At 64.8% G+C, this 24836-nt stretch carries 27 protein-coding genes; 12 read left to right on the top strand and 15 right to left on the bottom strand.

Annotated elements, in window-relative coordinates; all coding sequences use genetic code 11:
- Positions 1 to 103 precede the first annotated feature (103 nt).
- Together AB0J47_RS21845 and AB0J47_RS21840 are read left to right on the top strand one after the other, a co-directional pair.
- On the top strand, positions 104 to 646 hold the full coding sequence (locus AB0J47_RS21845) for a lipoprotein LpqH (protein ID WP_364348643.1): 543 nt from the start codon (positions 104 to 106) through the stop codon (positions 644 to 646).
- A gap of 73 nt (positions 647 to 719) precedes the next feature.
- On the top strand, positions 720 to 1523 hold the full coding sequence (locus tag AB0J47_RS21840; RefSeq protein ID WP_364348640.1) for a hypothetical protein: 804 nt from the start codon (positions 720 to 722) through the stop codon (positions 1521 to 1523).
- A gap of 58 nt (positions 1524 to 1581) precedes the next feature.
- On the opposite strand, the gene AB0J47_RS21835 is transcribed toward AB0J47_RS21840, so the two are convergent.
- Positions 1582 to 1827, bottom strand: a complete 246-nt coding sequence (locus AB0J47_RS21835; protein WP_364348637.1) for a hypothetical protein — start codon at positions 1825 to 1827, stop codon at positions 1582 to 1584.
- Between the two features lie 276 nt (positions 1828 to 2103).
- Here AB0J47_RS21835 and AB0J47_RS21830 point away from each other — a divergent pair, with 276 nt between their 5' ends.
- Complete coding sequence (locus AB0J47_RS21830) at positions 2104 to 4176, top strand: PhoX family phosphatase (RefSeq protein WP_364348634.1); 2073 nt, start codon at positions 2104 to 2106, stop codon at positions 4174 to 4176.
- A 98-nt stretch (positions 4177 to 4274) separates the two neighbouring features.
- Here AB0J47_RS21830 and AB0J47_RS21825 read toward each other — a convergent pair whose 3' ends face one another.
- Both AB0J47_RS21825 and AB0J47_RS21820 read right to left on the bottom strand, forming a co-directional pair.
- Entirely contained in the window at positions 4275 to 4934 is a 660-nt protein-coding gene (locus AB0J47_RS21825; RefSeq protein WP_364349076.1) for a glycoside hydrolase family 25 protein, read from the bottom strand.
- Between the two features lie 194 nt (positions 4935 to 5128).
- Positions 5129 to 6466 (bottom strand): glycogen debranching protein, encoded by a 1338-nt coding sequence (locus AB0J47_RS21820; protein WP_364348631.1) that lies wholly within the window; start codon positions 6464 to 6466, stop codon positions 5129 to 5131.
- Between the two features lie 202 nt (positions 6467 to 6668).
- Between AB0J47_RS21820 and AB0J47_RS21815 the strand changes: the two genes are divergently transcribed.
- Genes AB0J47_RS21815 through AB0J47_RS21805 form a run of 3 tightly spaced genes read left to right on the top strand, consistent with a single transcriptional unit; the run spans position 6669 to position 8029 of the window.
- Positions 6669 to 7364 (top strand): SDR family oxidoreductase, encoded by a 696-nt coding sequence (locus tag AB0J47_RS21815; RefSeq protein WP_364348628.1) that lies wholly within the window; start codon positions 6669 to 6671, stop codon positions 7362 to 7364.
- Between the two features lie 51 nt (positions 7365 to 7415).
- Positions 7416 to 7631 carry a hypothetical protein gene (locus AB0J47_RS21810; RefSeq protein WP_364348625.1) on the top strand — a complete coding sequence of 72 codons (216 nt, stop codon included), beginning with the start codon at positions 7416 to 7418 and terminating at the stop codon, positions 7629 to 7631.
- Entirely contained in the window at positions 7628 to 8029 is a 402-nt protein-coding gene (locus AB0J47_RS21805) for a DNA-binding protein (protein WP_364348622.1), read from the top strand. The genes AB0J47_RS21810 and AB0J47_RS21805 overlap by 4 nt, the downstream gene beginning before the upstream one ends.
- Before the next feature lie 167 nt (positions 8030 to 8196).
- On the opposite strand, the gene leuS is transcribed toward AB0J47_RS21805, so the two are convergent.
- The gene (gene leuS, locus AB0J47_RS21800; RefSeq protein ID WP_364348619.1) at positions 8197 to 11046 is read right to left on the bottom strand and encodes a leucine--tRNA ligase; all 2850 of its coding nucleotides are present in this window, start codon (positions 11044 to 11046) and stop codon (positions 8197 to 8199) included.
- A 127-nt stretch (positions 11047 to 11173) separates the two neighbouring features.
- Between leuS and AB0J47_RS21795 the strand changes: the two genes are divergently transcribed.
- Positions 11174 to 11581 (top strand): SdpI family protein, encoded by a 408-nt coding sequence (locus tag AB0J47_RS21795; protein WP_364348616.1) that lies wholly within the window; start codon positions 11174 to 11176, stop codon positions 11579 to 11581.
- A 43-nt stretch (positions 11582 to 11624) separates the two neighbouring features.
- Here the strand turns inward: AB0J47_RS21795 and AB0J47_RS21790 are convergent, their stop codons facing one another.
- The 7 genes from AB0J47_RS21790 to AB0J47_RS21760 all read right to left on the bottom strand — a co-directional run bounded on the left by AB0J47_RS21790 (position 11625) and on the right by AB0J47_RS21760 (position 17247).
- Positions 11625 to 11984 carry a type II toxin-antitoxin system death-on-curing family toxin gene (locus AB0J47_RS21790; RefSeq protein ID WP_364349073.1) on the bottom strand — a complete coding sequence of 120 codons (360 nt, stop codon included), beginning with the start codon at positions 11982 to 11984 and terminating at the stop codon, positions 11625 to 11627.
- A gap of 8 nt (positions 11985 to 11992) precedes the next feature.
- Positions 11993 to 12187 (bottom strand): ribbon-helix-helix protein, CopG family, encoded by a 195-nt coding sequence (locus tag AB0J47_RS21785; protein ID WP_364348613.1) that lies wholly within the window; start codon positions 12185 to 12187, stop codon positions 11993 to 11995.
- A gap of 85 nt (positions 12188 to 12272) precedes the next feature.
- Positions 12273 to 12656 carry a cupin domain-containing protein gene (locus tag AB0J47_RS21780; RefSeq protein WP_364348610.1) on the bottom strand — a complete coding sequence of 128 codons (384 nt, stop codon included), beginning with the start codon at positions 12654 to 12656 and terminating at the stop codon, positions 12273 to 12275.
- A 171-nt stretch (positions 12657 to 12827) separates the two neighbouring features.
- On the bottom strand, positions 12828 to 13862 hold the full coding sequence (locus AB0J47_RS21775) for an aminotransferase class I/II-fold pyridoxal phosphate-dependent enzyme (protein ID WP_364348607.1): 1035 nt from the start codon (positions 13860 to 13862) through the stop codon (positions 12828 to 12830).
- Complete coding sequence (locus AB0J47_RS21770; RefSeq protein WP_364348604.1) at positions 13859 to 14902, bottom strand: 3-oxoacyl-[acyl-carrier-protein] synthase III C-terminal domain-containing protein; 1044 nt, start codon at positions 14900 to 14902, stop codon at positions 13859 to 13861. Before AB0J47_RS21770 ends, AB0J47_RS21775 begins: the two co-directional genes overlap by 4 nt.
- A gap of 9 nt (positions 14903 to 14911) precedes the next feature.
- Positions 14912 to 15571, bottom strand: a complete 660-nt coding sequence (locus AB0J47_RS21765; RefSeq protein WP_364348601.1) for an SRPBCC family protein — start codon at positions 15569 to 15571, stop codon at positions 14912 to 14914.
- Positions 15568 to 17247: a thiamine pyrophosphate-binding protein gene (locus AB0J47_RS21760; protein WP_364348598.1), complete on the bottom strand. Its 1680-nt coding sequence runs from the start codon at positions 17245 to 17247 to the stop codon at positions 15568 to 15570. The genes AB0J47_RS21765 and AB0J47_RS21760 overlap by 4 nt, the downstream gene beginning before the upstream one ends.
- Before the next feature lie 202 nt (positions 17248 to 17449).
- On the opposite strand from AB0J47_RS21760, the gene AB0J47_RS21755 reads away from it, so the two are divergent.
- From AB0J47_RS21755 to AB0J47_RS21745, 3 genes are all read left to right on the top strand, one after another.
- Entirely contained in the window at positions 17450 to 17965 is a 516-nt protein-coding gene (locus tag AB0J47_RS21755) for an EXLDI protein (protein ID WP_040697293.1), read from the top strand.
- Positions 17966 to 18083: 118 nt separating this feature from the next.
- A complete protein-coding gene (locus tag AB0J47_RS21750) occupies positions 18084 to 19061 on the top strand; it encodes an ATP-binding cassette domain-containing protein (RefSeq protein ID WP_364348594.1) in 978 nt (325 codons plus the stop codon).
- On the top strand, positions 19058 to 19828 hold the full coding sequence (locus tag AB0J47_RS21745; protein WP_364348591.1) for an ABC transporter permease: 771 nt from the start codon (positions 19058 to 19060) through the stop codon (positions 19826 to 19828). The genes AB0J47_RS21750 and AB0J47_RS21745 overlap by 4 nt, the downstream gene beginning before the upstream one ends.
- 50 nt (positions 19829 to 19878) lie before the next feature.
- On the opposite strand, the gene AB0J47_RS21740 is transcribed toward AB0J47_RS21745, so the two are convergent.
- The 3 genes from AB0J47_RS21740 to AB0J47_RS21730 form a co-directional block, all read right to left on the bottom strand.
- Positions 19879 to 20586 (bottom strand): zf-HC2 domain-containing protein, encoded by a 708-nt coding sequence (locus AB0J47_RS21740; RefSeq protein WP_364348588.1) that lies wholly within the window; start codon positions 20584 to 20586, stop codon positions 19879 to 19881.
- Positions 20583 to 21092 carry a sigma-70 family RNA polymerase sigma factor gene (locus AB0J47_RS21735; RefSeq protein ID WP_364348585.1) on the bottom strand — a complete coding sequence of 170 codons (510 nt, stop codon included), beginning with the start codon at positions 21090 to 21092 and terminating at the stop codon, positions 20583 to 20585. Before AB0J47_RS21735 ends, AB0J47_RS21740 begins: the two co-directional genes overlap by 4 nt.
- A 157-nt stretch (positions 21093 to 21249) precedes the next feature.
- On the bottom strand, positions 21250 to 21894 hold the full coding sequence (locus AB0J47_RS21730) for a YqgE/AlgH family protein (protein WP_364348582.1): 645 nt from the start codon (positions 21892 to 21894) through the stop codon (positions 21250 to 21252).
- A gap of 116 nt (positions 21895 to 22010) precedes the next feature.
- Here AB0J47_RS21730 and AB0J47_RS21725 point away from each other — a divergent pair, with 116 nt between their 5' ends.
- The gene (locus tag AB0J47_RS21725; protein WP_364348579.1) at positions 22011 to 22772 is read left to right on the top strand and encodes a 1-acyl-sn-glycerol-3-phosphate acyltransferase; all 762 of its coding nucleotides are present in this window, start codon (positions 22011 to 22013) and stop codon (positions 22770 to 22772) included.
- A gap of 1 nt (position 22773) precedes the next feature.
- On the opposite strand, the gene AB0J47_RS21720 is transcribed toward AB0J47_RS21725, so the two are convergent.
- Positions 22774 to 23085, bottom strand: a complete 312-nt coding sequence (locus AB0J47_RS21720) for a GNAT family N-acetyltransferase (RefSeq protein ID WP_364348576.1) — start codon at positions 23083 to 23085, stop codon at positions 22774 to 22776.
- A 140-nt stretch (positions 23086 to 23225) separates the two neighbouring features.
- Here AB0J47_RS21720 and AB0J47_RS21715 point away from each other — a divergent pair, with 140 nt between their 5' ends.
- A complete protein-coding gene (locus AB0J47_RS21715; RefSeq protein ID WP_364348573.1) occupies positions 23226 to 24824 on the top strand; it encodes an alpha/beta hydrolase in 1599 nt (532 codons plus the stop codon).
- Positions 24825 to 24836 lie beyond the last annotated feature (12 nt).

Genomic DNA, 24836 nt, shown 5'->3' with positions numbered 1-24836 from the left:
TGTTTCAGACTCCGAAAAACCTGGGATCGGTAGGGCGCGTTCGATTCCTACCTTTCTCGTATCGGCCCAACACCGGAGCCGAACGAAGCAAAAGGAACAGATCATGAACAGCAAGCCGGTCCGCATCTCCGCCGCCGCTCTCACCGCCTCGGCCGCCGTTTTGGCCCTCTTCGTTACCGGATGCAGCGACGACTCGGGCAGCTCGCCGACCACCTCGGCCAATCCGGCCACCTCGGCCGCCCCGGCGCCGGCATCGGGCAAGTCGAGCGCCTCGGTCGACGGCAAGGCGCTCGACGGCAAGTTCGAGACCACCTGCGCCAAGCAGGGCGGCACTCTCGCCCTCGCGCTCAGCGACACCAATAACGCCACCTACGGCACGCTGAGTGTCAGCGCCTCCATCACCGGCTCCGACAACGTCCAGGCTGTCGCGGTCGCGGGCAGCAAGGGCGGCGCGAACGGCCTGCCCTATGCCCTCGGCTTCGGCAACGGCATGCCCGGCGGTTCGGCCAAGGTCGTCAAGGACGGCAACACCTACAAGGTCAGCGGTGAGGGCGTCGGCGCACCCGACCTCACCAATCCGACCGCAAGCCCGAAAAGCTCGAAATTCGACATCACCTTCGCCTGCTCGACCGTGGTCGGCGGCTGACCCTTCGCTCGCTCACGCCCCTTGATATGAGGGGCGTGAGCGGGGCAAACCTCTTCACACCCAAGGGAAAACCATGAAAAACATCGCCCGCTCGCTCGCCGCCGCGTTCCTCGTCCTCTCGATCGGCTACTACCTCTGGCACGGCCTCACCTACACCAGCTATGGCCCCTTCGACGACGGCACGCTCGCCTGGGTCGGACCGCAGATGGCGCTCCCGATCATCGCCCTGACCATCGTCCCGATCGTCTTCGCCTTTACCGGCGCGGGCATCCTGGCGGCCTTCACCGGCAACAACAGCTCGGCTTTCCGCGATGGTTCGGTCGGTATCGGCACCATCAAGTCCTTCCGGCAGACCGGTCTGACCGTCAATGATCAGCCGCAGATCCGCATCGACTTCAGCGTCGAGGGCGGCGACGGCAAGATCTTCGACTCGCACGCCAAAATGATCGTTCCGCTCACCGAACTCGCCCTACTACAGCCCGGTGTTGTGCTGCCGGTGCGCTATCTGCCCGATCGCACCGACAAGGTCGAGGTCGACCGCTCCGGCGATATGTCGGCAGCTCAGCGCGCCATGAACGAATCCATGATCCGAAAGGGCTTCACCACCAAGGCCAAACTCGATATCGCCGAGCGCGGCATTACCGCTCAGGCCGTCGTGCAGTCGCTTTCGGTGCCCGGCGAGATTCGCAACGGGTATTCCAAGATCGAGCTCGGCCTGGTCGTGACCCGGCCCGACGGAACGACTTTCACTACGAGTGTGGACAAGTTCCTGCCGCCCGCCAGCGTGGCCCAAGTGCAGGTCGGTCGCATCATCCAGGTCCACTATCTGCCGGAGAACGAACAAGAGGTCGTGATCGCACTGCAAGTCAATGCGTAGCCCCGGCACCGAATGTTGCTCTCGTTCACCAGGAACGGGAGCAATATTTGTTTGTGCGTCAGAAGACGCGGTGGCTGAAGAAGCTGTGCTGGCAGGTGGGACGCTTGCAGACCGCGCCACCGCTCGGGATGAAGCCGACACAAGTGGGGTGGGTACACCTGTTGCAGCCACCGTCGCCCACTTCACCCGTGCCGTCGTGGTCGACGAGTACGGCGCGGGCCTCGGCCACCGCGCCCGCGAGAATCGAATCGAGATAGTCCAGCGCCTGCGGGCTGAGCTGGGATCTTCCTCTGGATAAAGACATCGCACTACTCCTGGATCGGTCCTCATGTCCTTGTACCGATACTCCTCCTGGAAGGAGAGTTGCGCATGAGTAGCGCGATACGCGGCTAGGCCGAACATTGGCTATTCGACCAGGTAAAAGCGGTAGCGGCCGGTCGGTGTAAGGATAGCGGGCGCGTGCTTTCCGGTAGCTTCACAAATGAGGGTTACCTAATTGGTCGGACGTTCATCTGACTGTTTCCTGTGGATCGCCTGAGCGGCTTAGCGTGCGCCCGTCAGCAAAAGTCAGGAGTTCGTCGTGACACCGAAGCCCCTTGCCCTGTTCGTGAAGCGGGACGGCCAGCCGAAGCGCTCGGCCATCACCTGTCAGTACAAATGCGGTAACGCCTGCTTCCACGAGGTTCCGAACACCTCCGAGAACGAATACTTCGGCGATATGGTGCGCGCGGCGCTGACGCGGCGCGGCATGTTGAAGGGCAGTGCGGGGGTGGTGGTCGCGGTCGGCGCGGCCAGTGTGCTCGCGGCCTGCGGTGATGACGACAAGGTCGAATTGGCGACGGGCGGCTCGCTGGTCGACGGTGTGCCGGTTGGTACCAACTTCGCACCGGTCGCGGCGAATTCCGATGACGCACTGGTCATTCCGGAAGGTTACGAACACAATGTCGTGATCCGCTGGGGCGACCCGCTATTCGCCGACGCGCCGAAGTTCGATGCCAACGCCCAATCCGCGGCCGCGCAGGCCGAACAGTTCGGCTTCAACAACGACTTCGCCGCAATACTGCCCATCGAAGGCCAGGCGAATACCTACCTGCTGGTGGTGAATCACGAGTACACCACCGAACCGCAGATGTTCAAGGGTTACAACAAGGAACAGCCCGCACTCGAGCACTATCAGACCGCCATTGCCGCGCACGGTCTTTCGGTGGTCCAGGTCAAGGGCGATTCCGGAACCGGCAAGCTGACACCGGAATTCGGCAAGTACAACCGTCGCATTACCGGCACCACCGAGTTCACGGTGACCGGCCCCGCCGCGGGCAGCACCTTCCTGAAGACGAGCGCCGACCCGTCCGGCGCCAAGGTGCTCGGCACCCTGAACAATTGCTCCGGCGGCCTGACGCCCTGGGGCACGGTACTTTCCGGTGAAGAGAACATCAACCAGTACTTCGCCAACGGCGATCAGGTCACCGACGAGGCCGCCAAGGCAAGGCTCAAGCGCTACGGCTTCCCGAACGGCGCCTCCGAGCGCAAGTGGGAGCGGCACGAGGCGCGCTTCGATCTGGCGAAGGAACCCAATGAGGCCAACCGATTCGGCTGGGTCATCGAGGTGAATCCGTGGGACGCCTCGGCCGCGCCGATCAAGCACACCGCGCTCGGCCGGTTCAAGCACGAGGCCGCGACCATTCACGTCGCCGCGGATGGCACTGTTGTCGCCTATATGGGCGATGACGAGCGCTTCGACTACATGTACAAGTTCGTCTCGTCGCGAAAGGTGCAGTCCGGCAACGGTCAGGCGAGCATGCGGCACAACCTGACGATTCTGGACGCGGGCACGCTGTACGTCGCGAAATTCACCGGCGATCACCCGGACAAGATCGACGGCAATGGCACGGTGCCCTCGGATAAGGGCTTCACCGGTACCGGCCAATGGATTCCGCTGCTGGTCACCGGTGCGGACGGTACGGCAACCTCGAAGGTGGACGGCTTCACCGCCGAAGAGGTTTCGGTATTCACCCGGTTGGCTGCCGATAGGGTCGGCGCGACCAAGATGGACCGTCCCGAGGATTTCGAGGCGAATCCCAAGTCCGGCAAGGTCTATGTCGCGCTGACCTACAACGAGCAGCGCGGCGCGCAGGGCAAGCCCGCCATCGATGAGGTGAATCCACGCAATATCAATAAATTCGGGCAGGTGCTCGAACTGGACGACGATCACGCGGGCACCACCTTCACCTGGAATATCCTCATGCTGTGCGGTGACCCGAAGACCACCGACACCTACTTCGCCGGTTTCGATAAGGCCAAGGTCAGCCCGATCGCGGCACCGGACAATCTCGCCTTCGACGATTACGGCAATCTGTGGATCTCCACCGATGCCTCGCGCGCCAACGGCGCCAATGACGGACTGTTCTCGGTGGTGCTCGACGGTCCGAATCGCGGTGAGACCAAACAATTCCTGACTGTCCCGTTCGGCGCGGAGACCTGCGGTCCGACCGTATCGGAGCAGCGGGTTACCGTTTGTGTCCAGCATCCGGGCGAGCGCGACGACGCGACCGCGGACAAGCCCGCCTCGCATTGGCCCGATGGGGGCGATAGTCTGCCCAGACCCGCCGTTGTCTCGGTGTGGAAGAAGGGTGGCGGGCGAATCGGCACCTAGGGGCGGCAGCCGGCGGGGTGGGTAGGCCCAGTCGATTCCCCGCGCAACACACGAAACCGCTACTCGAACCTGCAGGGAGTAGCGGTTTCGTGCTGTGTTCAGTCCATATTGGCGTAGCGCGCGAAATCGCCTTGGGCGCCGCTGTATACGTTGACATCGGTGCCACCCGCGATACCGGGAATGCGGCCGCTGTCGGTGGTCTGCCAGAACGTCCAGGTCGGCCAGCCGCCCGGTACTTCGGGTTGTTCGTTTCCGCGATAGTCGGCGATCCAGAGCGGATACCTGGTGAATTCATTGGTATTCGCCATGGCCGTCTTCCAGAAATTGGGATAGGTGTAGATAATCGGCACCCGTCCGGTCAGGGCCCGCACGGTATTCAGATACCGATGCGTCCAGTTGATCAGCCCGGCCGGATCGAGTCCGCCCGCATTCTCCAGATCGAGCACCGGCGGCAGATCCAGCGGCCCGTTCTGTCCGAGTACGACCGCCGCGTACAGCGCCGCCTGCGGCTCGGGCAGCAGGTTCGGTCGCGCGTAGTGATACGTCCCGCGCGCGACTCCCGCCGTCCGCATCAGAAGGCTGTCCGGCACGAAATACGGATTGATGTAATTCACGCCCTCCGTCGCCTTCACCATGGCGAAAGCGTGCCCCGCCCCGCGCACCGCGAACCAGTCGATGAACCGGCCGTCGACATGCTGCCACGACGACACATCGGGCCCGCTCGGTTCGGCCACTGCCGTGCCCGTCGAGGTAGCCATCAGGATGCTGCCCAGCGTGATCGCGGACAACGCCACAGTGCGAGTGGATCTCCAGCGAGTGCTATCCATGCTGTTCGACGATAGCGACAACGGACTCGTGTGACCAGTGTTACATGTGTGACAGTTGCGCAGTATTCACTCACTGCTCGCTTGCGCCGCTCACATCAGCAGCGGCCCCAACGGTTCCGGATGCGTTAGCCGAGCCAGTCCAGGACCGAGGCCGCGGTCCAGGACTGCTGCATGCTGCCGAGGGGTTCGCCGGTGAATGGTTCGTAGTATTCGGCGAAGCTGCCGTCGCTGGCTTGGCGCAGACCTTCGGCGCGCAGCATGAAGGATCGTTCGGCCCAGCCGCGGCGGGCGAAGACCCAGGAGAACAGCCAGCTCATCACCGGCCAGACCGGGCCACGCCAGTATTCGCGGGAGCGGAAGTCCTTGGAGACCGGTGAGGTGGACGGCGGCAAGGCATAGCGCAGATCCGGGTGGCCGCAGAAGCGCGGTCCCTCGAACAGGCGCAATAGGCTGCGTTCGGTGTCGCGGGGCAGGCCGCCGCACAGCAGTGGGGCGAACATCGAGAGGGTTTCGGTACTGATCCAGCGCGCGAGTCGCACGTCGAAATCCCTGGCCGCACCCGTGCGGGCATCGGTGGTCGCGACCACCCCCGCGCGGAACCGATCCGCCCACGAATGCAGTTCGCGGACATCGGCATGGGGCTGCTTGTACTCCTCGCCGATATTGGCCAGAACCTCACACGCCAACGCGAAGATGGCGGTGACGAAGACATCCTCCACCGCGAAGCTCATCGTCGAGGCGAGCTGGTAGTCGTCGTATCCGGCGCGGCGCATCTGCTCGACCAGCCACAGATAACGGTCGTATTCGCGATCGCTCGGCCGCTGCGACGGATCCGAGACGACCAGCAGATCCTCGCGCTGATACGGCGGCAGATCGCCGGGCGTCACATTCGCATAGGCCCGATCCCAGCGCGGCGAATTGTCCATTCCGGATTCCCAGCCGTGGTACAGCGTGATCCGGCCGCTCTCCTTGGGGTCGCGGGCATGGGCCAGCCAGCGATGCCAGCGCACCAGATCCGGCCAGCGCCGATTCAGGAATTCCTCGGCCACCGCCCTGGTGCTGCGGCCGTGACGGCGGGAATGGTCGAGGATGCGCTGCACCGCGATGGCGTGCACAGGCGGCTGGGTGATGCCGGAGGTGTCCGGACCGTCGGGGGCGTTGGCGGCCAGCCTCTTGCACTCCCAGCGGGCCGGGCCGGGGAAGTAACCGTCCACGCCATTGGCGAAGACGATGTGCGGAATCATCCCGTTCTTCCACTGCGCCGAGAGCAGGGTGTCCAGTTCGATGACAGCGCGCTCGACGCTCAGCGGGGCGAGCCCGACCGCCACGAAGGCGGCGTCCCAACTCCACATGTGCGGGTACAGCCGGGGCGCGGCAGTGGTCATGGTGCCCAGATCATTGCCCCGTAGCAGATAGGCGGCGCGAGCCGCGAGCTGTGTTGGGGTGAAACCTGGGTGTGCCATCCCCCTATTTTGCGATGACACCCGCAAGTACGCCCGTTCAGTGACTCGTGTCTCGTCCTGGTGCGCCCTGGTGGCCAGCTGGTGTGCGCTGGATCTCACTCTGCATGCCCCGTCCGTGAATTCCATTTATTCGCTTTATGCATCCATCGCCGCGCGCGCGGGTATTGCTACTGCCCGTTTCGGTGGCCGATACGGTGACTGCATGACCTCCGCCGTGACCAGCACACCGAAGCCGACCGCGCTGATCACCGGTGCCAGCCGCGGGCTCGGTGCCGCGATCGCCCGCGAACTCGCACCGACCCACGATCTGCTGCTCGGCGCCCGCTCGGCCGAGGCGCTGCGCGCGATATTAGGCGAACTACCCGGGGCCACCGGATGGCCGGTCGAGTTGACCGACTATTCCGCAGTGGCGGAAGCGGTTTCGTCGATTCAGCGCCTGGATGTGTTGGTACACAATGCCGGTATCGCCGACCTGGGTTCGATCGCTGATTCTTCGGTGCAACAGTGGCGAAATACCTTGGAAGCCAACGTGGTTGCGGTCGCCGAGCTGACCAGACTGTTACTGTCCGCGCTGCGTGCGGCCAACGGTCATGTGGTGCTGATCAATTCGGGCGCCGGTTTGCGGGCGAATGCGGGCTGGGCCTCCTATGCGGCGAGCAAGTTCGGATTGCGCGCGTTCGGTGACGCGCTGCGGTTGGAGGAACCGACGCTGCGGGTGACCTCGATCCATCCCGGCCGCATCGATACCGATATGCAGCGCGAGATCATCGCGGGTGAGGGGCGCGAGTATCGCGCCGAGGAATTCCTGAGTCCGCAGACGGTCGCGGGGACCGTGCGCTCGGCCATCGATACACCGCGCGACGGCCATCCGACCGAGATCGTGCTCCGGCCGTTCTGATCCTGCATATCGCGGTGTGCCTATGTCATGTCGTCGACCCAGAGGATCACCGTGACCCTGCCAGCTGAGCAGGTCGCGGAGTTGCGTCAGCGGACCGACAACGTCTCCGGCTACATCGCGGCTGCGGTGGCGCGTCAACTCCGCCACGAACTACTCGCGGATGATCTGCGCGGGTATCAGGAGAAGCACGGTGCCTTCACCGACCAAGAGCTCGCCAATGCTCGCGATGAAATATTCGGCGGCGATGCCAGGACGAGCGCTGCGTGACAGAACGCTTCGAGACCGTCGTATTCGACAGTCGAGGAATCGCGCTGTGGGTGGGGCAGGATCGCGGGATGCTGGCGAAGATTCAGGTGCTGCACCAGATGGGCGCGGATCTGGTAGTCGGAGCCAACACGATTGTCGAGGTGAGCCATGCGAAGGTGAATATGCCTCGACTGCAATGGACACTGTCCCGGGTGCGCGTCGGGCCGGTGGACCAGGCCGCCGCGACGGCCGCCGCCGAACTCCTGAAACAGGCGGGTCCGCACGGCCACAAGTACGCCATAGATGCGACTCTCGCCGAAATGGCGCTGCGTCAGCCTGGCCCGGTCGCCATCGTGACATCCGATATCGACGATATGTGGCGGCTGTGTGGTAACCGGGTCCGAATGATTGCGGTATAGCTGGCGCCGGGAGTCATCGCGGCACGAAAGTTGGCGAAGTCACTTCTGTGGAACAACTTCGGTGTCGATGGCACGCCATACGATCGTGTCCTGCTGCCACCACACTGACGGACCTGCGCCGCGCACGAAATGCTGGGTAAATCCGTGCGCGGCGGTGGTTCTATCGCCTACGCGACGATATTGACGAGCCGCCCCGGCACCACGATCAGCTTGCGCGGCGCATTCCCGCCCAGCACGGCCGCGATCTTCTCATCGGCCAGCGCGGTCGCCTCGATGGTCGCGTTATCGGCGTCGGCGCGCACCTGAATTCGGCTGCGCACCTTGCCGTTCACCTGAATCGGATACTCCACCGACTCATCGACCAGCAGGGCCGGATCCGCCACCGGGAACGGACCGTGCGCCAGGGATTGCTTGTGTCCCAGCCGTTCCCACAGTTCCTCGGCGATATGCGGTGCCATCGGCGCCAGCATCAGCACCACCGGCTCCACCACCTCGCGCGGTGCACCGCCGGGGTAGCTCTTGGTCAGATGGTTGGTCAGCTCGATCAGTTTGGCGCCCGCGGTGTTATCGCGCAGTGCGGCGTAATCGTCGTCTACACCCGCGATCGTCTTGTGCAGCAGACGCAGCGTCTCCTGCGACGGCGTCGCATCGGTGACCCGGATCGCGCCGGACTCCTCGTCGACTACCAGTCGCCAGACCCGCTGCAGGAACCGGTGCGCCCCGACGACATCCTTGGTCGCCCATGGCCGCGAGGTATCCAGCGGCCCCATCGACATTTCGTAGAAGCGGAAGGTGTCGGCGCCGTACATATCGCACATCTCGTCCGGCGAGATGGCGTTCTTCAGCGACTTGCCGATCTTGCCGTACTCCTGGAACGCCTCGATCTCGATGCCGGTCGTGGGATCGGGGAAGTAGTGCTTGCCGTCGCGCTCGATGATCTCGGCGGCGGGCAGATACGCACCGCGCGCGTCGGTGTAGGCGTGCGCCTGGATGTAGCCCTGGTTGAACAGGCGACGGTACGGCTCGGAACTGCTCACATCGCCCAGATCGAACAGCACCTTCTGCCAGAACCGGGAGTACAGCAGGTGCAGCACCGCATGTTCGACACCGCCGACGTACAGGTCGACACCGCCCGGATCGTTGGGGCCGTGCTCCGCGGTGCGCGGGCCCAGCCAGTACTGCTCGTTCTCCTTGGCGCAGAACGCGTCCGCATTCGTCGGGTCCGCGTAGCGCAGCTGGTACCAGGAGCTGCCCGCCCAGTTCGGCATGACGTTGGTATCGCGGCGGTACTGCTTGGGTCCATCGCCCAGATCCAGCTCGACATTCACCCAGTCGATGGCCTTGGCCAGCGGCGGCGACGGTTCGGAGTCGGCATCGTTCGGATCGAAGGTGACCGGCGCGAAATCGTCCAGCTCCGGAAGTTCGACCGGCAGCATGGATTCCGGCAGCGCGTGCGGTGCGCCGTCCTCGTCGTAGACGATCGGGAACGGCTCACCCCAGTAGCGCTGGCGGGCGAACAGCCAGTCGCGCAGCTTGTACTGCACGGTGCCCTTGCCGTGGCCGTCGGCCTCCAGCCGGGCGATCACCGTGGCCTTGGCCTCCTCGATGGACAGGCCGTTCAGGTAATCGGAGTTCACCAGCGCGCCGTCACCGGAGTAGGCCGCGGCCGAAATATCCCCGCCGGAAATGACTTCCACAATCGGCAGACCGAAGACCGAGGCGAACTCCCAGTCGCGCTGATCGTGCCCGGGCACCGCCATGATCGCGCCGGTGCCGTAACCGGCCAGCACGTAGTCGGCGATGAAGATCGGTACCTGAGCGCCGTTCACCGGGTTCGTCGCATAGGAACCCAGGAATACGCCGGACTTCTCCTTGTTCTCCTGACGCTCCAGATCCGATTTGGCCGCGATCGCCTTGCGGTACCCGGCAACGGCTTCCCGAGGATCACCGGCATCCTCGAAGGTCCAGCGCGGATCGACGCCTGCGGGCCAGGCCTGCGCCGTCAGTCTGTCGACCAGCTCGTGCTCGGGAGCCAGCACCACATAGGTGGAACCGAACAGGGTGTCCGGCCGCGTGGTGAAGACCTCGATCTGCTGACCGTCGGCGTCGAATTTCACCTGCGCGCCACGGGATCGACCGATCCAGTTGCGCTGCATGGCCTTTACGTTCTCCGGCCAGTCCAGATGGTCCAGATCGTCGACCAGTCGGTCGGAGTAGGCGGTGATGCGCATCATCCACTGCCACAGCCGCTTCCGGAATACCGGGAAGTTGCCGCGTTCACTGCGACCGTCGGCGGTGACCTCTTCATTGGACAGCACCGTGCCCAGCCCCGGACACCAGTTGACCACCGAATCCGTTTGGTACACCAGGCGATACGAGTCCAGCACCTCGGCGCGTTCGGCCGCGGTCAGATCCTGCCAATCGCGGCCGTCGGGCGTCGGGCGCGCACCCGAATCGAACTGTGCCCGCAGTTCCGCGATCGGCCGGGCGCGTTCCAAATCCTGGTCGTACCAAGCGTTGTAAATGCGCAGGAAGATCCACTGCGTCCACTTGTAGAACTCCGGGTCGGTGGTCGCGAACGACCGCCGACGATCGTGGCCGAGACCCAGCCGGTCCAGCTGACGCTGCATGGTGGCGATATTCGATTCGGTGGTCTGGCGCGGATGCGCACCGGTCTGCACCGCGTACTGTTCGGCGGGCAGACCGAATGCGTCATAGCCCAGCGCGTGCAGCACATTGCGGCCGTGCATCCGGTGATAGCGCGCGAAGACGTCGGTGGCGATGTAGCCGAGCGGATGCCCGACATGCAGACCCGCGCCGGAGGGGTACGGGAACATGTCCTGGACGAACAGCTTGTCCGCCGGGGTCGCACCCGCGAGCGGGCCTACCGGGTTCGGCGCGTGGAAGGTCCCGCGCTCATCCCAGGTCTGCTGCCACCGGCGCTCGATGCGGCCGGCGAGGCCCGCGCTGTACCTGTGCTCCGGTACATCGCTTTCGGTTGCACGAGTGTCCGCCACGGTCCTGCCTTCTTGTTCTCGCCGATCCCCGTCATAGATGTGCCTATCAGGGTAGAACGTCCGGGCTTATACACCGAAAATCGGGCGGGCTGGATTCGGCGTCGCGGCGGTGCGCTAGCCTCGTTGGGTGTTCGTCGTCGCTCTCACCCTGTTCGTGCTGGCCATGGTTGCCATCGCAACCGGCGTGCTCGGACTGACCGGGCGGCTGCCACGCAACCGCTTCATCGGGGTGCACACCGAGGCGGCACTGCACGACGAGGAAACCTTCCGCATCGCCAACCGCGTCGCCGCCCCCACCTCCCTGGCCGCGGGCGCACTACTCTTCGCGGGCGGTCTCGTCGCACTCGCCGCAGGTGGTTTCCCGGCTTTGATCGTGGCGGTGGTGACAGCCACCGTGGCACTGTTCACCCTTGGCGCGGGCGCGAATGCCGCAGCTCGCGCGGTCGAGTCGTTGGTTCCCGCACAAGAGACCGGCGGCTGCGGTTCCTCCTGCGGCGCGTGCTCGTTACGCGACGCCTGCGCCCCGACCAACTGACACGCGGTCGCGACCAGACCCCGTCGCGACGTCGTGTGCGTTGCTATTCGCGCCATTTCCGGAGGTGCTCGGCGATCTCCGGCACGTCCATGTCCCCGACTGCGACGGCGATCATGATCGGCTCCTGTTCGTCCGGGAGGGCGGCCAGCATGACTCCGTTACGTTCGAGCATGAGGGCCGCCGCCAGGAACGCGGTGCGTTTGTTGCCGTCGATCAGGGCACGATTGCGAGCAAGCGAATGCAGCAATGCTGCGGCCTTTTCGAGCAATTCCGGATACGGATCGACGCCGAACACCGTGGTGGACGGACGTGCGGCGGCAGAGGCGAGCAATCCGTAATCCCGAATCGCGTCGGTACCGCGGTTCACGGCCCGCGCGATCAGTAGGAGTTCGTGGACCGTCAGATATCGGATCACGCGAGCCGTTCCTGCAATTCGGCGTGCCGGTTCATGGTGCGGGCCAGCATCGCCTCGAACACTTCCTGGTTCGCGGTGAGATGCAGATGTATCGCTTCCTTCGCGATCTCTTGCTTGGAGCGGCCGGTGCGCGCGGCTTCCTCGGTCAGCATGCGGTCGTCGTCGTCATCGAGTCGCAAGGTCATCGCCATAACCTGCATGATACCTGTCAGATACCACGACAATCCGATCGCGCGCCAGCTGCTGCTGCGAGCACCGGACAAGTCGGTTCGAACGCTATTGGTCGGCGCATTCAGGCGGGTCGACGTGATGTGACAGCGGGCTACCGACGGGGTTCGAGTACAGCACGAACAGGGTCACCGGGGTCGTCCCGAGATTGCGTGCCACATGGGGATAGGACGGGCCGCTGGGCTCCCGGAAGATTCGGCCGCGCCGGTAGGTGACCGGGACACAGTCGCCACCGGGATGGTCGAGGGTGCCGCGGGCAACCAGCACGAACAGCGTGCCGTCGTGGTAGTGCCAGCCGCTTGTCCCACTGGACTCGATGACAGTCTGGCGAACAACGACCTCGCGCCGCCCCAGCGTGAACCGGAACAGCACGCGACTCGCGGTCCCGCGCGCTGGTGCCGAATTCACCTGGAACTTCCGCCACGGCGTCATCACTCCATCGAACCACCGCGCGATCACGAGAAGTTCGTGGACCGGCACGTATCGGATCACTCGAGCCGCAAGGTCCTCGCCCCTAACCTGCATGATGCCTGTCGAGCATCTCGGGTTGGGGCGGCGGCGCAACGGAAACAGGTTCCGTGAGCGCCGCCGCTCCAACACCACCTAGCGCAGTGACTCCAGCGCCTGCAGCACCGCGCTGTCCGCCTCGGGGTCTCCGACGGCGATGCGCGCGCTGCCGTCGGGGTATGCCTTGGCCGCGATGCCGGCTCGGCGCAGCGCCGTTGCTACGCCGGGGCCCGGCAGGTACAGGAAGTTGGCGTAGCTGCGCGGCACGGCGATGTGTCGACGCAGCAACGCACTGCGCAGGGTCTCGCGTGCGGTGGTGATGCGCAGGATGCGCGCGGCCAATTCGGGTTCGGCGGCGTAGGACGCGGCGACCGCGGCCACCGCCGCTGAACCCACCCCGAACGGCAGCTGCAGCCTGCGGACGCGGCTGATCAACTCGCTGCGCCCGAAGGTGTAGCCGATGCGCAGCCCGGCCAGTCCGTATGCCTTCGAAAAGGTGCGCAGGACCAGCAGATTCGGATGTCTATTCAGCAGCGCCAGTGTGTCGACCTGATCGGCGGGGCCGAGGAATTCGGCATAGGCCTCGTCCAGGATGACCGGTACCCGCCGCGGTACCGAGCACAGGAAGGACTCCAGCGCACTGGCCGGGATCGCGGTGCCGGTCGGATTGTGCGGACGGCAGACCACCACCAAACCGGTCCGCCTGTCGATGGCCTTCGTCATCGCCCAGAGATCCTGATTGCCCGCGGCATCCAGGGGCACCGGAACAACCTCGAGATCGGCCATCTCGGCCATGATCGGATAGCCGTCGAAAGTCGGTGCCCCGTAGACGATTCCGTCACCGGGTTTGGTCAATGCCTGGATGATCTGCATGACCACCCCGGTCGCGCCGGAACCGACGACCACCTGATCCGAATGCACCCCGACGTGTCCCGCGATCAACCTCGGCAGCCGACGCGGCAGGAATTCCGGATAGCGATTGGCCTGCGCCAGTACGCTGTTCACGGCGACGAGTACCGAAGGCAATGGCGGAAACGGATTTTCGCTCAGGCTGAGATCGAACCGCGCCTGCGTCCGCTGACTTCGATGCTGTTGCGAGGGCCGAGATTCGTCGGCCACCCGCACTCTCATCTCGCCGCACCCCAGCGCACGGCCGCGGCCCCGGCGAAATCACCGGCGTGCGCGAATGCCGATAGCAGCACCACCGAGCCGTTGCGCAGCCGACCCGCCCGATTCTCGGTATCGAGCGTGACCGGGATACCCGCGGCGAACAGATTTCCGCACTGATCGAAGGTGTCCGGGTGCCGCTCCGGCGGCAGTTCCAGCGCATCGTGCCAGTTGCGCAGGAACAGCCGGTTCGGCTGATTGGTGACGAAGGTGTCGATATCGCGGCCCTTCACCCCGATCCGATCGCACACCGTCAATGCCACCTCCGGCACCAGCCGATTGCCGCGTGCGAACACCTTGGTGATCTTCGATTCGGTGAAGCTGACGCAGCCCTCGCCCTCGCCCGGCTCCCAATACTTGCGCTCGCCATTGGTCGAGAACTCCATATCCCCGGCGAATTCGGGATAGGTGCGGCATTCGATGTCCAGGATCGGCGCGGAATCATCCTTGACGAGCAGTCCGACACCGCAGGCGTCACCGGGCACCGGGGCCTGGGCGAGCTTGCGGATTTCGGTCTGGGTGAACACCGGGCCCGCGCAGTTCTGGGTGGCCGCGATGAGCGCGGTGCGGGCGTCGGTGGTCTGCAGGATCATCCTGGCCATGGCCATCATGTGCACGAAGGCCGCACAGCCGCCATTGTGCACGTCGTAGACGAAACCGGGTTTCATCCCGAGGCGACGGGCCACCTCGGGTCCGCAACCCATCACCGGATTGTCCGGCAGCTGGGTGTGTGTGATCAGTACATCGATATCCGTAATCGCCTGTGCGCCATGGCGTTCGATCAGCGGCGCGACGGCGCGCTCGACCATATCCACAGCGGTCTCGTCCCTGGCCACATGGTGGCGCGCCTTGGGCGAGCGGAACATGACGTTCTTGGCCATCCGATCGGATCGGCTGTACTGGGTGAAGTATTCGGTGCCGACCGGCTCACCCGGCAGATAGCTCGCCACATCGACGAGGCTGACCGTCGGCAGTCCAGCGGTGTTCGGATTGGAGAAGTTCATGGTGCGGCCTCACTTCATCCAGTCGGGCTTGATCGGAAGACCGTTTGCCGCACGGTATTCGCAGATCGCCTTGAGGTTGTCCATTTCGAGCTGGTGCCCGGCGGAGAACATCTCCCAGAAGTCGCCCACCCACACCGGGCGCTTATCGGGAGCCGTTTCCGGATAGGGATTTTCGTCGTAGAACGGGTGATGGCAGTTGACCCACAGCACCACCGAACCCGGCTTGTTGAACACCAACTGGGCATCGATCACCCGCAGCAGGTAGATCATCCACAGGTGCTGTCCCTGATCCCAGGCACAGTGGTAATCGACGGTCATGCCCTCGCGGTGCGCGACGGTGCGGGTGAAGATCTTGGTCCCCGGGCCGAGCCGGTCCCAGGCCAGCCACAGACCCGGCTCCTCGGTCTCGACGAAGCCGCGCAGACTATAAGTCCACTCCTCCAGGCTGCGGGTATCGGCCAAGTATTCCCACACCTCATCCGGCGGCGCGGCGATATACGCCTGTACCGGACAGTACTCGCCGAAGATTTGGTCGTGCGGATACACCGATCGCAGCATGTCCATGATGATCGGCGTGGTTGCGTCCTTATCGGAGTTCTCGATCCGCAGCACACCGGGGACTACGTCTTCCGGAATATCGCTGAGGGCGGGGAGGGCGCTTGTTGTCACGGCTTCTTCTCCAATGTCGCGAGAAACGGGATGAAGGGTGGGACTTCGTCGGGGTCGACGTCGACCGAGATGAACGCCGGCCCTTCGGATTCGACGCATCGCCCCAGTGCGATGGCCAGCTCTGCGGTAGTACGGACGGAGTACGCGGACAGTTCAGGGAACATGGCATCGATGCCCGCGCCCAGGTTGGTGGGCCGAAATCGGTTGAAGCTGTAGCGATCTTGGTAATAGAGCTGTTCGCGAGTGACGCACATGGCGTGTGCGTTGTTGTTGAGCACGATGAAGATGACCGGCAGCTGATGTTCGATCGCGGTGTGCAATTCCATGCCGTGCATGTAAAATGCGCCGTCACCTGCGACGACAATGGTGCGTCTGATTCCGGACGGTCCGCGACGCCGTGCGAATGCCGAACCTATTGCGGCGCCGAACGCATAGCCCATCCCGCCCATGCCGAGCGCGACCACGAATCGGCCGCCGCGCGGCACTCTCAAATGGTGCACCACCGCGGCCCCGGTATTGCCCGCATCGGCGAAAACATCCGTGCCCTCGGGCAATAACGCCTCGATCGTCGCAACCAGTTCGCGATAGCGCAGACCGGGACCGGTGGACTCGGGTACCCGCAAAGGAGTCAGTTCGTGCGGAGGATACGGATGACTCGAGTCTTCGACACCGTTGGTGAGTTCATTCGCGAGTTCGGCCAGATCCCGCGCTAGATCCGTACTCGTGGCGTGCATCGCGGACAGGTACGGCGCGGCGACACCGATATGCGCGACGGTGCGGTCGGCCAACAGCTCGTCCAACCCGGTGCGCGCGGTGATCGGCATCGGTGTGCCGACGATCAGGCACAGGGTCGCCGAGCGCAGTGCCGCCGACAGCTCCGGATGCCCCATACTCCCGGCGACACCGCGGAACGCCGGGTCGGCATTGTCGTAGGTGTCCTTCGCATCCGGGGCGACACCCACCGACGCATCCAATGTGCGTGCCAGCCGAGCGAGTTCGGCACGGGCATCGTCACGCGCGACCTGGTCGCCCGCGATGATCACGATCTTGCCGACCGTGCGCGCCGCGGTCAGCGCCGCGCGTAGCCGGGCCAGGCCGCTTTCATCGCGTCGATGCGTCTGTGGTGCCGATCGGAATGGTGGGACATCACCGATATCGCTCTGCTGCACGTCCTTTGGCAGCAGCAGGACTGCGGGTCCGCCGCGCCGGGCGGCCTCGACCGCCCTGGACAACTTGTCGGGTAGATCGGCGGCGCTGTCCACTCGTGCGCAGTACTGGGTGATCGCGCCGAACATCCGTGCCGCATCGATGGTGCCCGCGAGTCCACTGGAGTCCTGGAATGCGCCGTTGCCCTCCAGTGCGGTCGGCGGCTGCCCGACCAGCGCCAACACCGGCACCCGGGAGGCGAACGATTCGGCAAGTCCGGCAACGAGATTCATCGCGCCACCGCCGGAGGTGGCGGCGACGACGCCGAGTCCGCCGGTCGAGCGGGCATAGCCGTCGGCCATGGTGGCGGCCGAAAACTCGTGCTTGGCAACGATTCCCGCGACGTCGTATGGCGCATCGAAGAGCGCGTCGTATAGATCCTCGATATTCGCGCCGTCGACACCGAAGATGTGCCGCACCCCAAGGGTGGAAACCGCTCGAACCAGATAATCTACGACCCTGCTCGGCATCGGTTCTCCTCTCGCAGTGACCGGCTGTGTGCCTGAGGCCGAGCACGGGCTCGGTCACACATCGCGTACACGTGAACTACGAGTTGGACTGCTCAGCGGTTCAATACCTCGCGCACGATGTACTCCCCGCACAACGCGCTCGGCAGATTCTTGTGAGCCGCCACGGCTTGTGTGTACGTATACATCTACGTATAGTGAGTCCATGCCCAACAAGACGATCTACGTTGCCGATGACGATCTGCCCCTGTTCCAGCGTGCGCAGGAGTTGGTCGGCGGCAACCTCTCGGGGGCGGTGACCACCGCACTGCGGCGGTTCATCGAGCTGGAAGAGGGCAGGCTGGAGGGCTACGACGAGGTTGTGCTGCGGGTCGGTCACAACGGCGTGCGCCAAGTTCGCTTCTCCGGCGCCCTGCTCGGCGAGCACCGCGACGTGAATGAAGAGCGCATGGAGCACGTACGGGTGTATCGCAGTCGGAAGGGCAAGTTCGTCATGCACGCCCAGTATTCGAACTGGGACGAATACCCGCAGAGCACCAATTGGGTCAAGGATCTGACGAACTGGCGGCGCATGCTCGGCGTCGGTGACCAGGACTGGGGCGACTTCATTTTCGAGATCGTCGATTCGCTCGGCGAATTGAAGGGAAAGATTCCGGACAAGCTCTACGAGCGGGTGGCTCAGATCGCCGACCGTCCGCCCGTCGAGGAGCTCGACATCTAGTCGAACTCGATACCAACCGAACACCACCTCGGACAACGCCGCACCGGACTTCGGGCGCGGTGCGGGCAACCCATGCTGTCATTCGCATTCTTTTATCAAAATTCTCGAAAGGAAGACCATGACCAACGGTCATCGCGCCCCCGCCATTTCGGCGCAGGGCCTGCGTAAATCGTTCGGTGAGCACGTGGTGCTCGACGGCATCGACATCACGGTCCAGGAGGGCACGATCTACTCCCTGCTCGGCCCGAACGGTGCTGGCAAGACCACCACCGTGCAGATCCTCACCACGCTGCTGCGTCCCGATGCGGGTGAGGTGCGTGTCGACGGCCATGATCTGATCACCGAACCCGATGCCGTGCGAACCGCGATCGGTGTCACCGGCCAGTTCTCCGCGGTCGACGAATTGCTGACCGGCCGCGAAAACCTGGCCCTGATGGGCGATCTGCATCATCTGCCACGTCGCGAGAGCAAGCGCCTGGCCGCGGAACTACTGGAGCGCTTCGACCTCGTCGAGGCCGGTGACAAGACCGCGGCCACCTACTCCGGCGGCATGGTGCGGCGGCTGGATCTGGCCATGACGCTGGTCGGCGATCCGCGCATTATCTTCCTGGACGAGCCGACCACCGGCCTGGATCCGCGCAGTAGGCGGGTAATCTGGGAAATGATCCGCACGCTGGTCGACGACTACAGCGTGACCGTCTTCCTCACCACCCAGTACCTCGAGGAGGCCGATCAACTGGCCGACCGGATCGCGGTACTCGATCACGGCCGGATCGTCGCCGAGGGCACGGCCGCCGAATTGAAGCGGCGGGTACCCGGCGGACATATCCGACTGGAATTCGCCGATCAGCTCGGACTGGCCGCCGCGGCAACGGCATTGGGGCCGGACGCGCGCGTCGTCGATGACACGGCCGAGGAGGAATTCACCCTCGCGGTCCCCAGCGACGGCGGCGTCAAATCGCTGCGCGCGGTGCTCGACCGGCTCGACTACGAGCAGATCGAGGTCGCCGGACTTTCGGTGCACACGCCCACTCTCGACGACGTATTCCTCACCCTCACCGGACATCCCACCGCCGAAAAGGAGACCGTGCGATGAGCATGACCTACGCGCTCGCCGACTCGAAAACGATGTTGCGGCGCAGCCTGCTTCATGCGAAGCGGTACCCCAGCATGACCTTCAGCATCATCCTGATGCCGATCATCCTGCTGCTCACCTTCGACTTCGTTTTCGGTGGCGCACTGGAGAAGTCGTCCGGCGGCAACTATATCGACTACCTGACCCCGGGCATGCTGTTGATGATCCCGGCCTATATGACCGCGGGGGTGGCGGTCTCGGTCTGCACCGACACCACCAAGGGCATTGTGAATCGCTTCCGCACCATGGCGATTTCGCAGTCCTCGATACTCGCCGGACATGTGGTCGGCGCATTGATCCAGGCCCTGCTCGGCATCGCCGCCATGGTCGGTGTCGCGGTGCTCGTCGGTTTCCGGCCGTCGGCGAATGTCGTCGAGTGGATCGCCGCATTCGGACTGCTCGCCATGCTCGTCTTCGCACTCACCTGGCTCGCGGTCGGTATGGGGCTGGTCGCGTCGAGTCCGGAGAGCGCGAGCAATATGCCCTTCCCGCTGATCATGCTGCCGTTCCTCGGTAGCGGCCTGGTCGGCACCGACACCATGCCGGTCGGCATGCGTCAGTTCGCCGAGTACCAGCCGTTCACCCCGCTCACCGAAACCATCCGCGGACTGCTCATGGGCACCGAGATCGGCAATAACGGCATCATCTCCGTCGCCTGGTGCGTCGGTCTCGGTCTGGTCGGATACTTCTGGTCGACCTCGGTCTTCCGCAAGCAGGGCCAGCGCTGAACCACCGAAAGCGATCCCCCCGCCGAATTCGGCGGGGGGATCGAAGCGTGTCAGACCGTGCCGGACAGCAGCGTCTCGCCCGTCGACGCCTTGCGGATCTGCACCGCCTGGATCTGATCCGGCGTTTTGGCGATGGTCCGGTCGATCGTCAGCTCGGTGCCGGGGCCGGCGGGCCACCGGTCGAGTTTGGCCTGGCTGCCGTCGGTGCCGATGACGTACAGGTCCAGATCCCAGTCGTACCTCTGGTCGCTCGGTCCATAGCTGCAGGTCATCACTATCCGGGTCTTGCCATCGGCCTGTAGGACCTTGAAGCTGGCCGTCACCGGATTCGGTGTGATCGGTTCCATACTGCGTTCGGCCACAACCTGTTCGGGGCTCGGCCTATCCACCGCGGTGACCGCGGTGACCACCGGAACCGCGATGGCCACCGCCGCGGCAGCCGCCGCAATCGCGGCACCTACGGCCGCCCATCGGCTGCGGCGCCTGCGCTTCTCGGCGGCATCGGCGAGCCGGGGCAGCAGCTGAGCGGGGGGATTCGCCTCGCCCGCAGTCTTTTCCGGCGGCTCGATCATGGCGAACGCGGTGTCGGGATCGACCATGGAGAGCAGACCCGGGAGTCCGGCGAGATCGGCTACCGCCGCTTGGCAAACCGGGCAGCCAGCCAGATGCTCTTCATACTCCCGTCGTTCGGTGCGGGACAGGGAGCCGAGAATGTACGGTGCGTCCCACGTCGAATAGTCGTCGGCGATGTCCGTCATTGATTCGTCACCCCCATCTCCTGTAATGCCAGCCGTAGAGCCCGCATGCCGTAGTGCATGCGAGATTTCACCGTGCCCGCCGGGATACCGAGTTCCTCGGCGATCTGGTGGGTAGAAAGGCCTCGATAGTAGGCCCGCACGATCACCTCGCGATGATCGCCGCTGAGTCTGCTCAATGCGTCCGCGACCAGCCAGCCGTCCAGGGCCCGATCGGCCTGATCCGGTGTGGCCTGTTCCGGCGGATTATCGGTGCGGAATTCGCGCCGATTGCGGGCACTGCGGTGCTCATCCACGGCGAGATTGCGCGCGACCGTGAACAGCCACGCCCGTGCCGATGTCGTCGATTGATCGAGCACGTGCGGGCGCTGCCACGCCCGCAACAACGTCTCTTGCACGATGTCCTCGGCCCGACCTGGATCGCGGACCAAACCGAGCGTGTACCGCCACAGCACCGAAGCATGTTCCTGATACAGAACCCGCATGAGCTCGTCTTGTTCGTCGGGCATTAGTCACCTGCTTCCCCGCCTTTCCCTCGGATTCCTCGCGGGCCGGCGGTGATTGGGGTGATCAGCTTCTTTGCGCACCCGCTGAGTTACCCATGTTCTCGCCAGATCAGTTGTCTCGTTGCATGTCGTTATTTCCTCCTTCATGCAAACCACGTCCCTAGTTGCGTTCTAGTTCAATCGGATGCGTGGCGAGCAAGGATAGGGGCAGTGGCTGGCGGCGTAGCACGTGGGCCCACAGGTCGGGGCGGCCGGTGCTGATCGGATCCGAGGGCAACGCGGATAGGACGATCCAGTCGTTGTTCTGCAGTTCGCCCTCGAGTTGGCCGAAGGTCCAGCCCGCATAGCCCGCGAAGATCCGCAGGCCCTCGATCAGCGGGGCGATCTGATCCGGGTCCGCGTCGAGATCGACGAGCACCACGCGGCCATCGATGCGACGCAGTCCACGCACGCCCGTGATCGACGCGCCGACCCGGATGGTGCCCAGACACAGCGCCGCGTCCCGCTTGACCGGTCCGCCGATGAAGAGCGTGCGCGGCGCGGCGGCCGCCTCGGACCAGTGCGGAAGCACGTCGTGCACCGCGGTATCGCTCGGACGGTTGAGCACGACACCGAGGCTGCCCGCCTCGTTGTGTTCGATGATGTACACGACGGTGCGCCGGAAGGTCGGCTCGACCAGTTCGGTCGCCGACACCAACAGGGTGCCTGCGCGAACCACCTGCTCGCCCTGCCGGAACTCGCGTCGCCTGCGGTCACCGCGTCCGCCGCGAGTTTTCCGATCGTCCGGGTCATCTGCGCGTGCCACACCGACATCATCGCACTGGCGCGGGCGGTTCGTCGGTCAAGCGGCGTGGCGGTTTCCCGGGTCGAGGGCGGCCGGGATCTCGATCACCCCGAAAACAGACCGGTTAGGGTGTGGCCATGGAACGGCCCGAGGTCCTCCTCGACAACGCTGACACTGTGTACGACTTCTATCGCAGCCACCGGCAGAACCGCCTCAAGGCTTGGGGCGCCTACGCCATTCTCGGGCGTCGATACCATCCGCGCGTCACCTATGCCGAGGGTGCGCAAAAGGTGCTGCACCAGGTGATACGCCAGGGCAGCCCATTGCTCGTCGCGCTCAACCACCTCTCCGAATCCGACCCGTACACCGTCGCCGCCGCGGCCTGGCGCAGCGAATTGCGTTCGGTGATCGGGCGAGTTCGGGTGCTGGCCAAGGACGAACTGTTCCTCGATCCCGACCAGCGCCGCAAGATCGACATGATGGGCGGCATCCCGGTATTCCGCGGTAAAGACCACGGCCTGCGGGCGGTGAATGCGGCCGGGCAGCGGATGATGGACATCTGCGCGCAGCGGCTGGCCGACGGTGACGGCATCGCGGTCTTCCCGGAGGGCACCTGCAACGATGTCGACCACACCGAGGTGCAGCCGGTGGGGAGCGGGATCGGACATATCGCATTCCGTGCGATGAAGCTGGGTGCGAAGCCGGTGCTGGTCAGCCTGGGTTTGAGCTACGGGCCGCGAGCCGATCCGAGCGAGCCGGTCACCAAGGAGGAGGCCAAGTCGGCCAGCTTCTATTTCGGGGTGCCGATCACCGAGCTGCCGACCAAACCCTCGGAGATCGCCCGACTGGTGCGCACCGACCTACAGCAGGCGCTCGACGGAGCCGTCGCCGCGTACTGACCTACAGCGGCAGGCCGAGTTTCTGGCGCGCCCACTGCGGAACCATCGCTATGTACTCCGGTCGCGACTCGACGACATGACGCACCATCGGGCACATCGGCAGAATGCCGAAACCCTCCTGACGCGAGTCGTTCAATGCCGCCTGCACGAGAACCCGGCCGCATCCCCGGCCTTCGTGCTTCGGGTCGATCTCGGCATGGATGAAGGCGCGTTCGGCGCCCGTGTCCTGATATTCGGCGTAGCCAGCGATGGCACCGTCGACGTAGATCTCGAAACGTTCCAGCGCGAAGTTGTTGCGGACCTCAGTCGACATGGCTCGACGTTACTCCGGTGGGCGCGGATGGTTGTGCACCGCAATGCCAATCGCGGCTCGACTTGTCTGCGCGTCCCAGGCTGACCAGAATGCACATGGTCGCGTCGAATACCGCGATGGGCCCGGCGGAGGTACGAAACATGATGAGGACGCCAGGTTTTCCGCGAGCGCTGGTCACTGTCGCGGCCGCGAGCCTGATCAGCGGATCGATCGTGACGGGTTGGGCCGAGGCCGCACCCGCGGCATCCTTCGGCGCCTGCCCGGATTCGTCGGTGACCGAGGGACGCGATGTGCAGTGCGCGGTGATATCCGTCCCGATGAATTACGCCGAGCCCAAAGGTGCGCGCATCGAACTCACCGTCAGCCGGATTGCCGCGACGGGGGATCGTCGCGGCGTCATCGTCGCGAATCCGGGCGGACCCGGCGCGGATGCCCTCGACTACTGGGCCCGTCGGATCGAATCGATGCCCGCCGAACTCAACGAGCACTACGACCGGGTCGCGGTGCAGCCGCGCGGACTGCGCTGGGCCACGCCGCTGCGTTGCGATTCCCAAACGACGAGCTCGGCGTCGAAATCGGCTGAGGGCGACCAAGTTTCGCTGGGCGGCGGTAATCGCGACGATATCAAGAAAGCATGCGACGCGGCGCTGCCCGGTTACCTCGACACCATCACCACCGAGAGCACCGCGCGCGATCTGGACGAGGTGCGCGCCGCACTCGGTGTGGATCGGATCAGTTACCTCGGGACCTCCTACGGCACCTACCTCGGCGCGGTGTACGCGTCGTTGTTCCCGAGCCGGGTAGATCGAATGGTGTTGGACTCCAATGTCAATCCCGATTGGGTGTGGACCGAGGAATTCGCGCAACAGCAGGTCGCGGGCAAACAGCGGCTCGACGATCTGTTCGCCTGGATCGCCGAACACAGTGGCGACTACGGGCTCGGTGAAACCGCGCTGCAGGTCTACCAGAACTGGGTGCGGCTGGTCGCCGACCAGGGCGGCGGCTGGTACGCCAACCTGACCCCACCACCCGCGAGCGTCACCGATCTGCCCGGCGCGCTGCCCGAACCGCTCGCCGAAATCGCCCGCGACGGTTTCAACGACAGTGTGGAACAGGCGGGCAAGGTGCAGAATCTGGTGCGCCTGCTGGTCACCGGCGGCGGGTCCGCACAGGTGCCGCTGGTCGGTGCGACCGCGGTCGCCACTTACACCCGCACCTTCTGGCCGACCTTCGCCAGGGCGATGGCCGAGGCCAATATCGATCCGAAGAATGTCCGCCAGCTGCTTGCCATCGAGGGCGCGACCAGCACCGATCCCACCGGCCGCTTCGTCTTCTCGGCTATCACCTGCAACGAGAACAATGTGCCCGGCCGCTACGAGCTGATCGGCTCGGCCATCGCCACCATCGCGACCGGCGGCAATGCCATGGACGCCCGCGCCGATCTGGTCCGCTCCGGAACCGCCTGCGGCAGTTGGAAACCGGTGACCAAGCCGGTCCCGATCACCGGAAAGGATCTGCACACCCGCCCGCTACTGCTGCAGAGCCGCTGGGATGCGCTGACCGCCTACGCGGGCGGACCGGCCATGGCGTCGGCGCTCGGCGGATCACTGATCACGGTCGAGGGCGGCGACCACGGCGCATTCGGTCGCGGCAACACTGTCGTCGACGATGCTGTGATGACGTATCTGCGCACCGGTCTGGTCACCATCGACCACGCCGACCAGGCGCCGTTGCAGTAGGCGGTATCGGCG

It is taken from the genome of Nocardia sp. NPDC049737 (assembly GCF_040674755.1).
Taxonomy (GTDB): Bacteria; Actinomycetota; Actinomycetes; order Mycobacteriales; family Mycobacteriaceae; genus Nocardia.
Note: the sequence above shows the minus strand (reverse complement) of the source record. Positions and strands in the feature narration are given on the sequence as shown.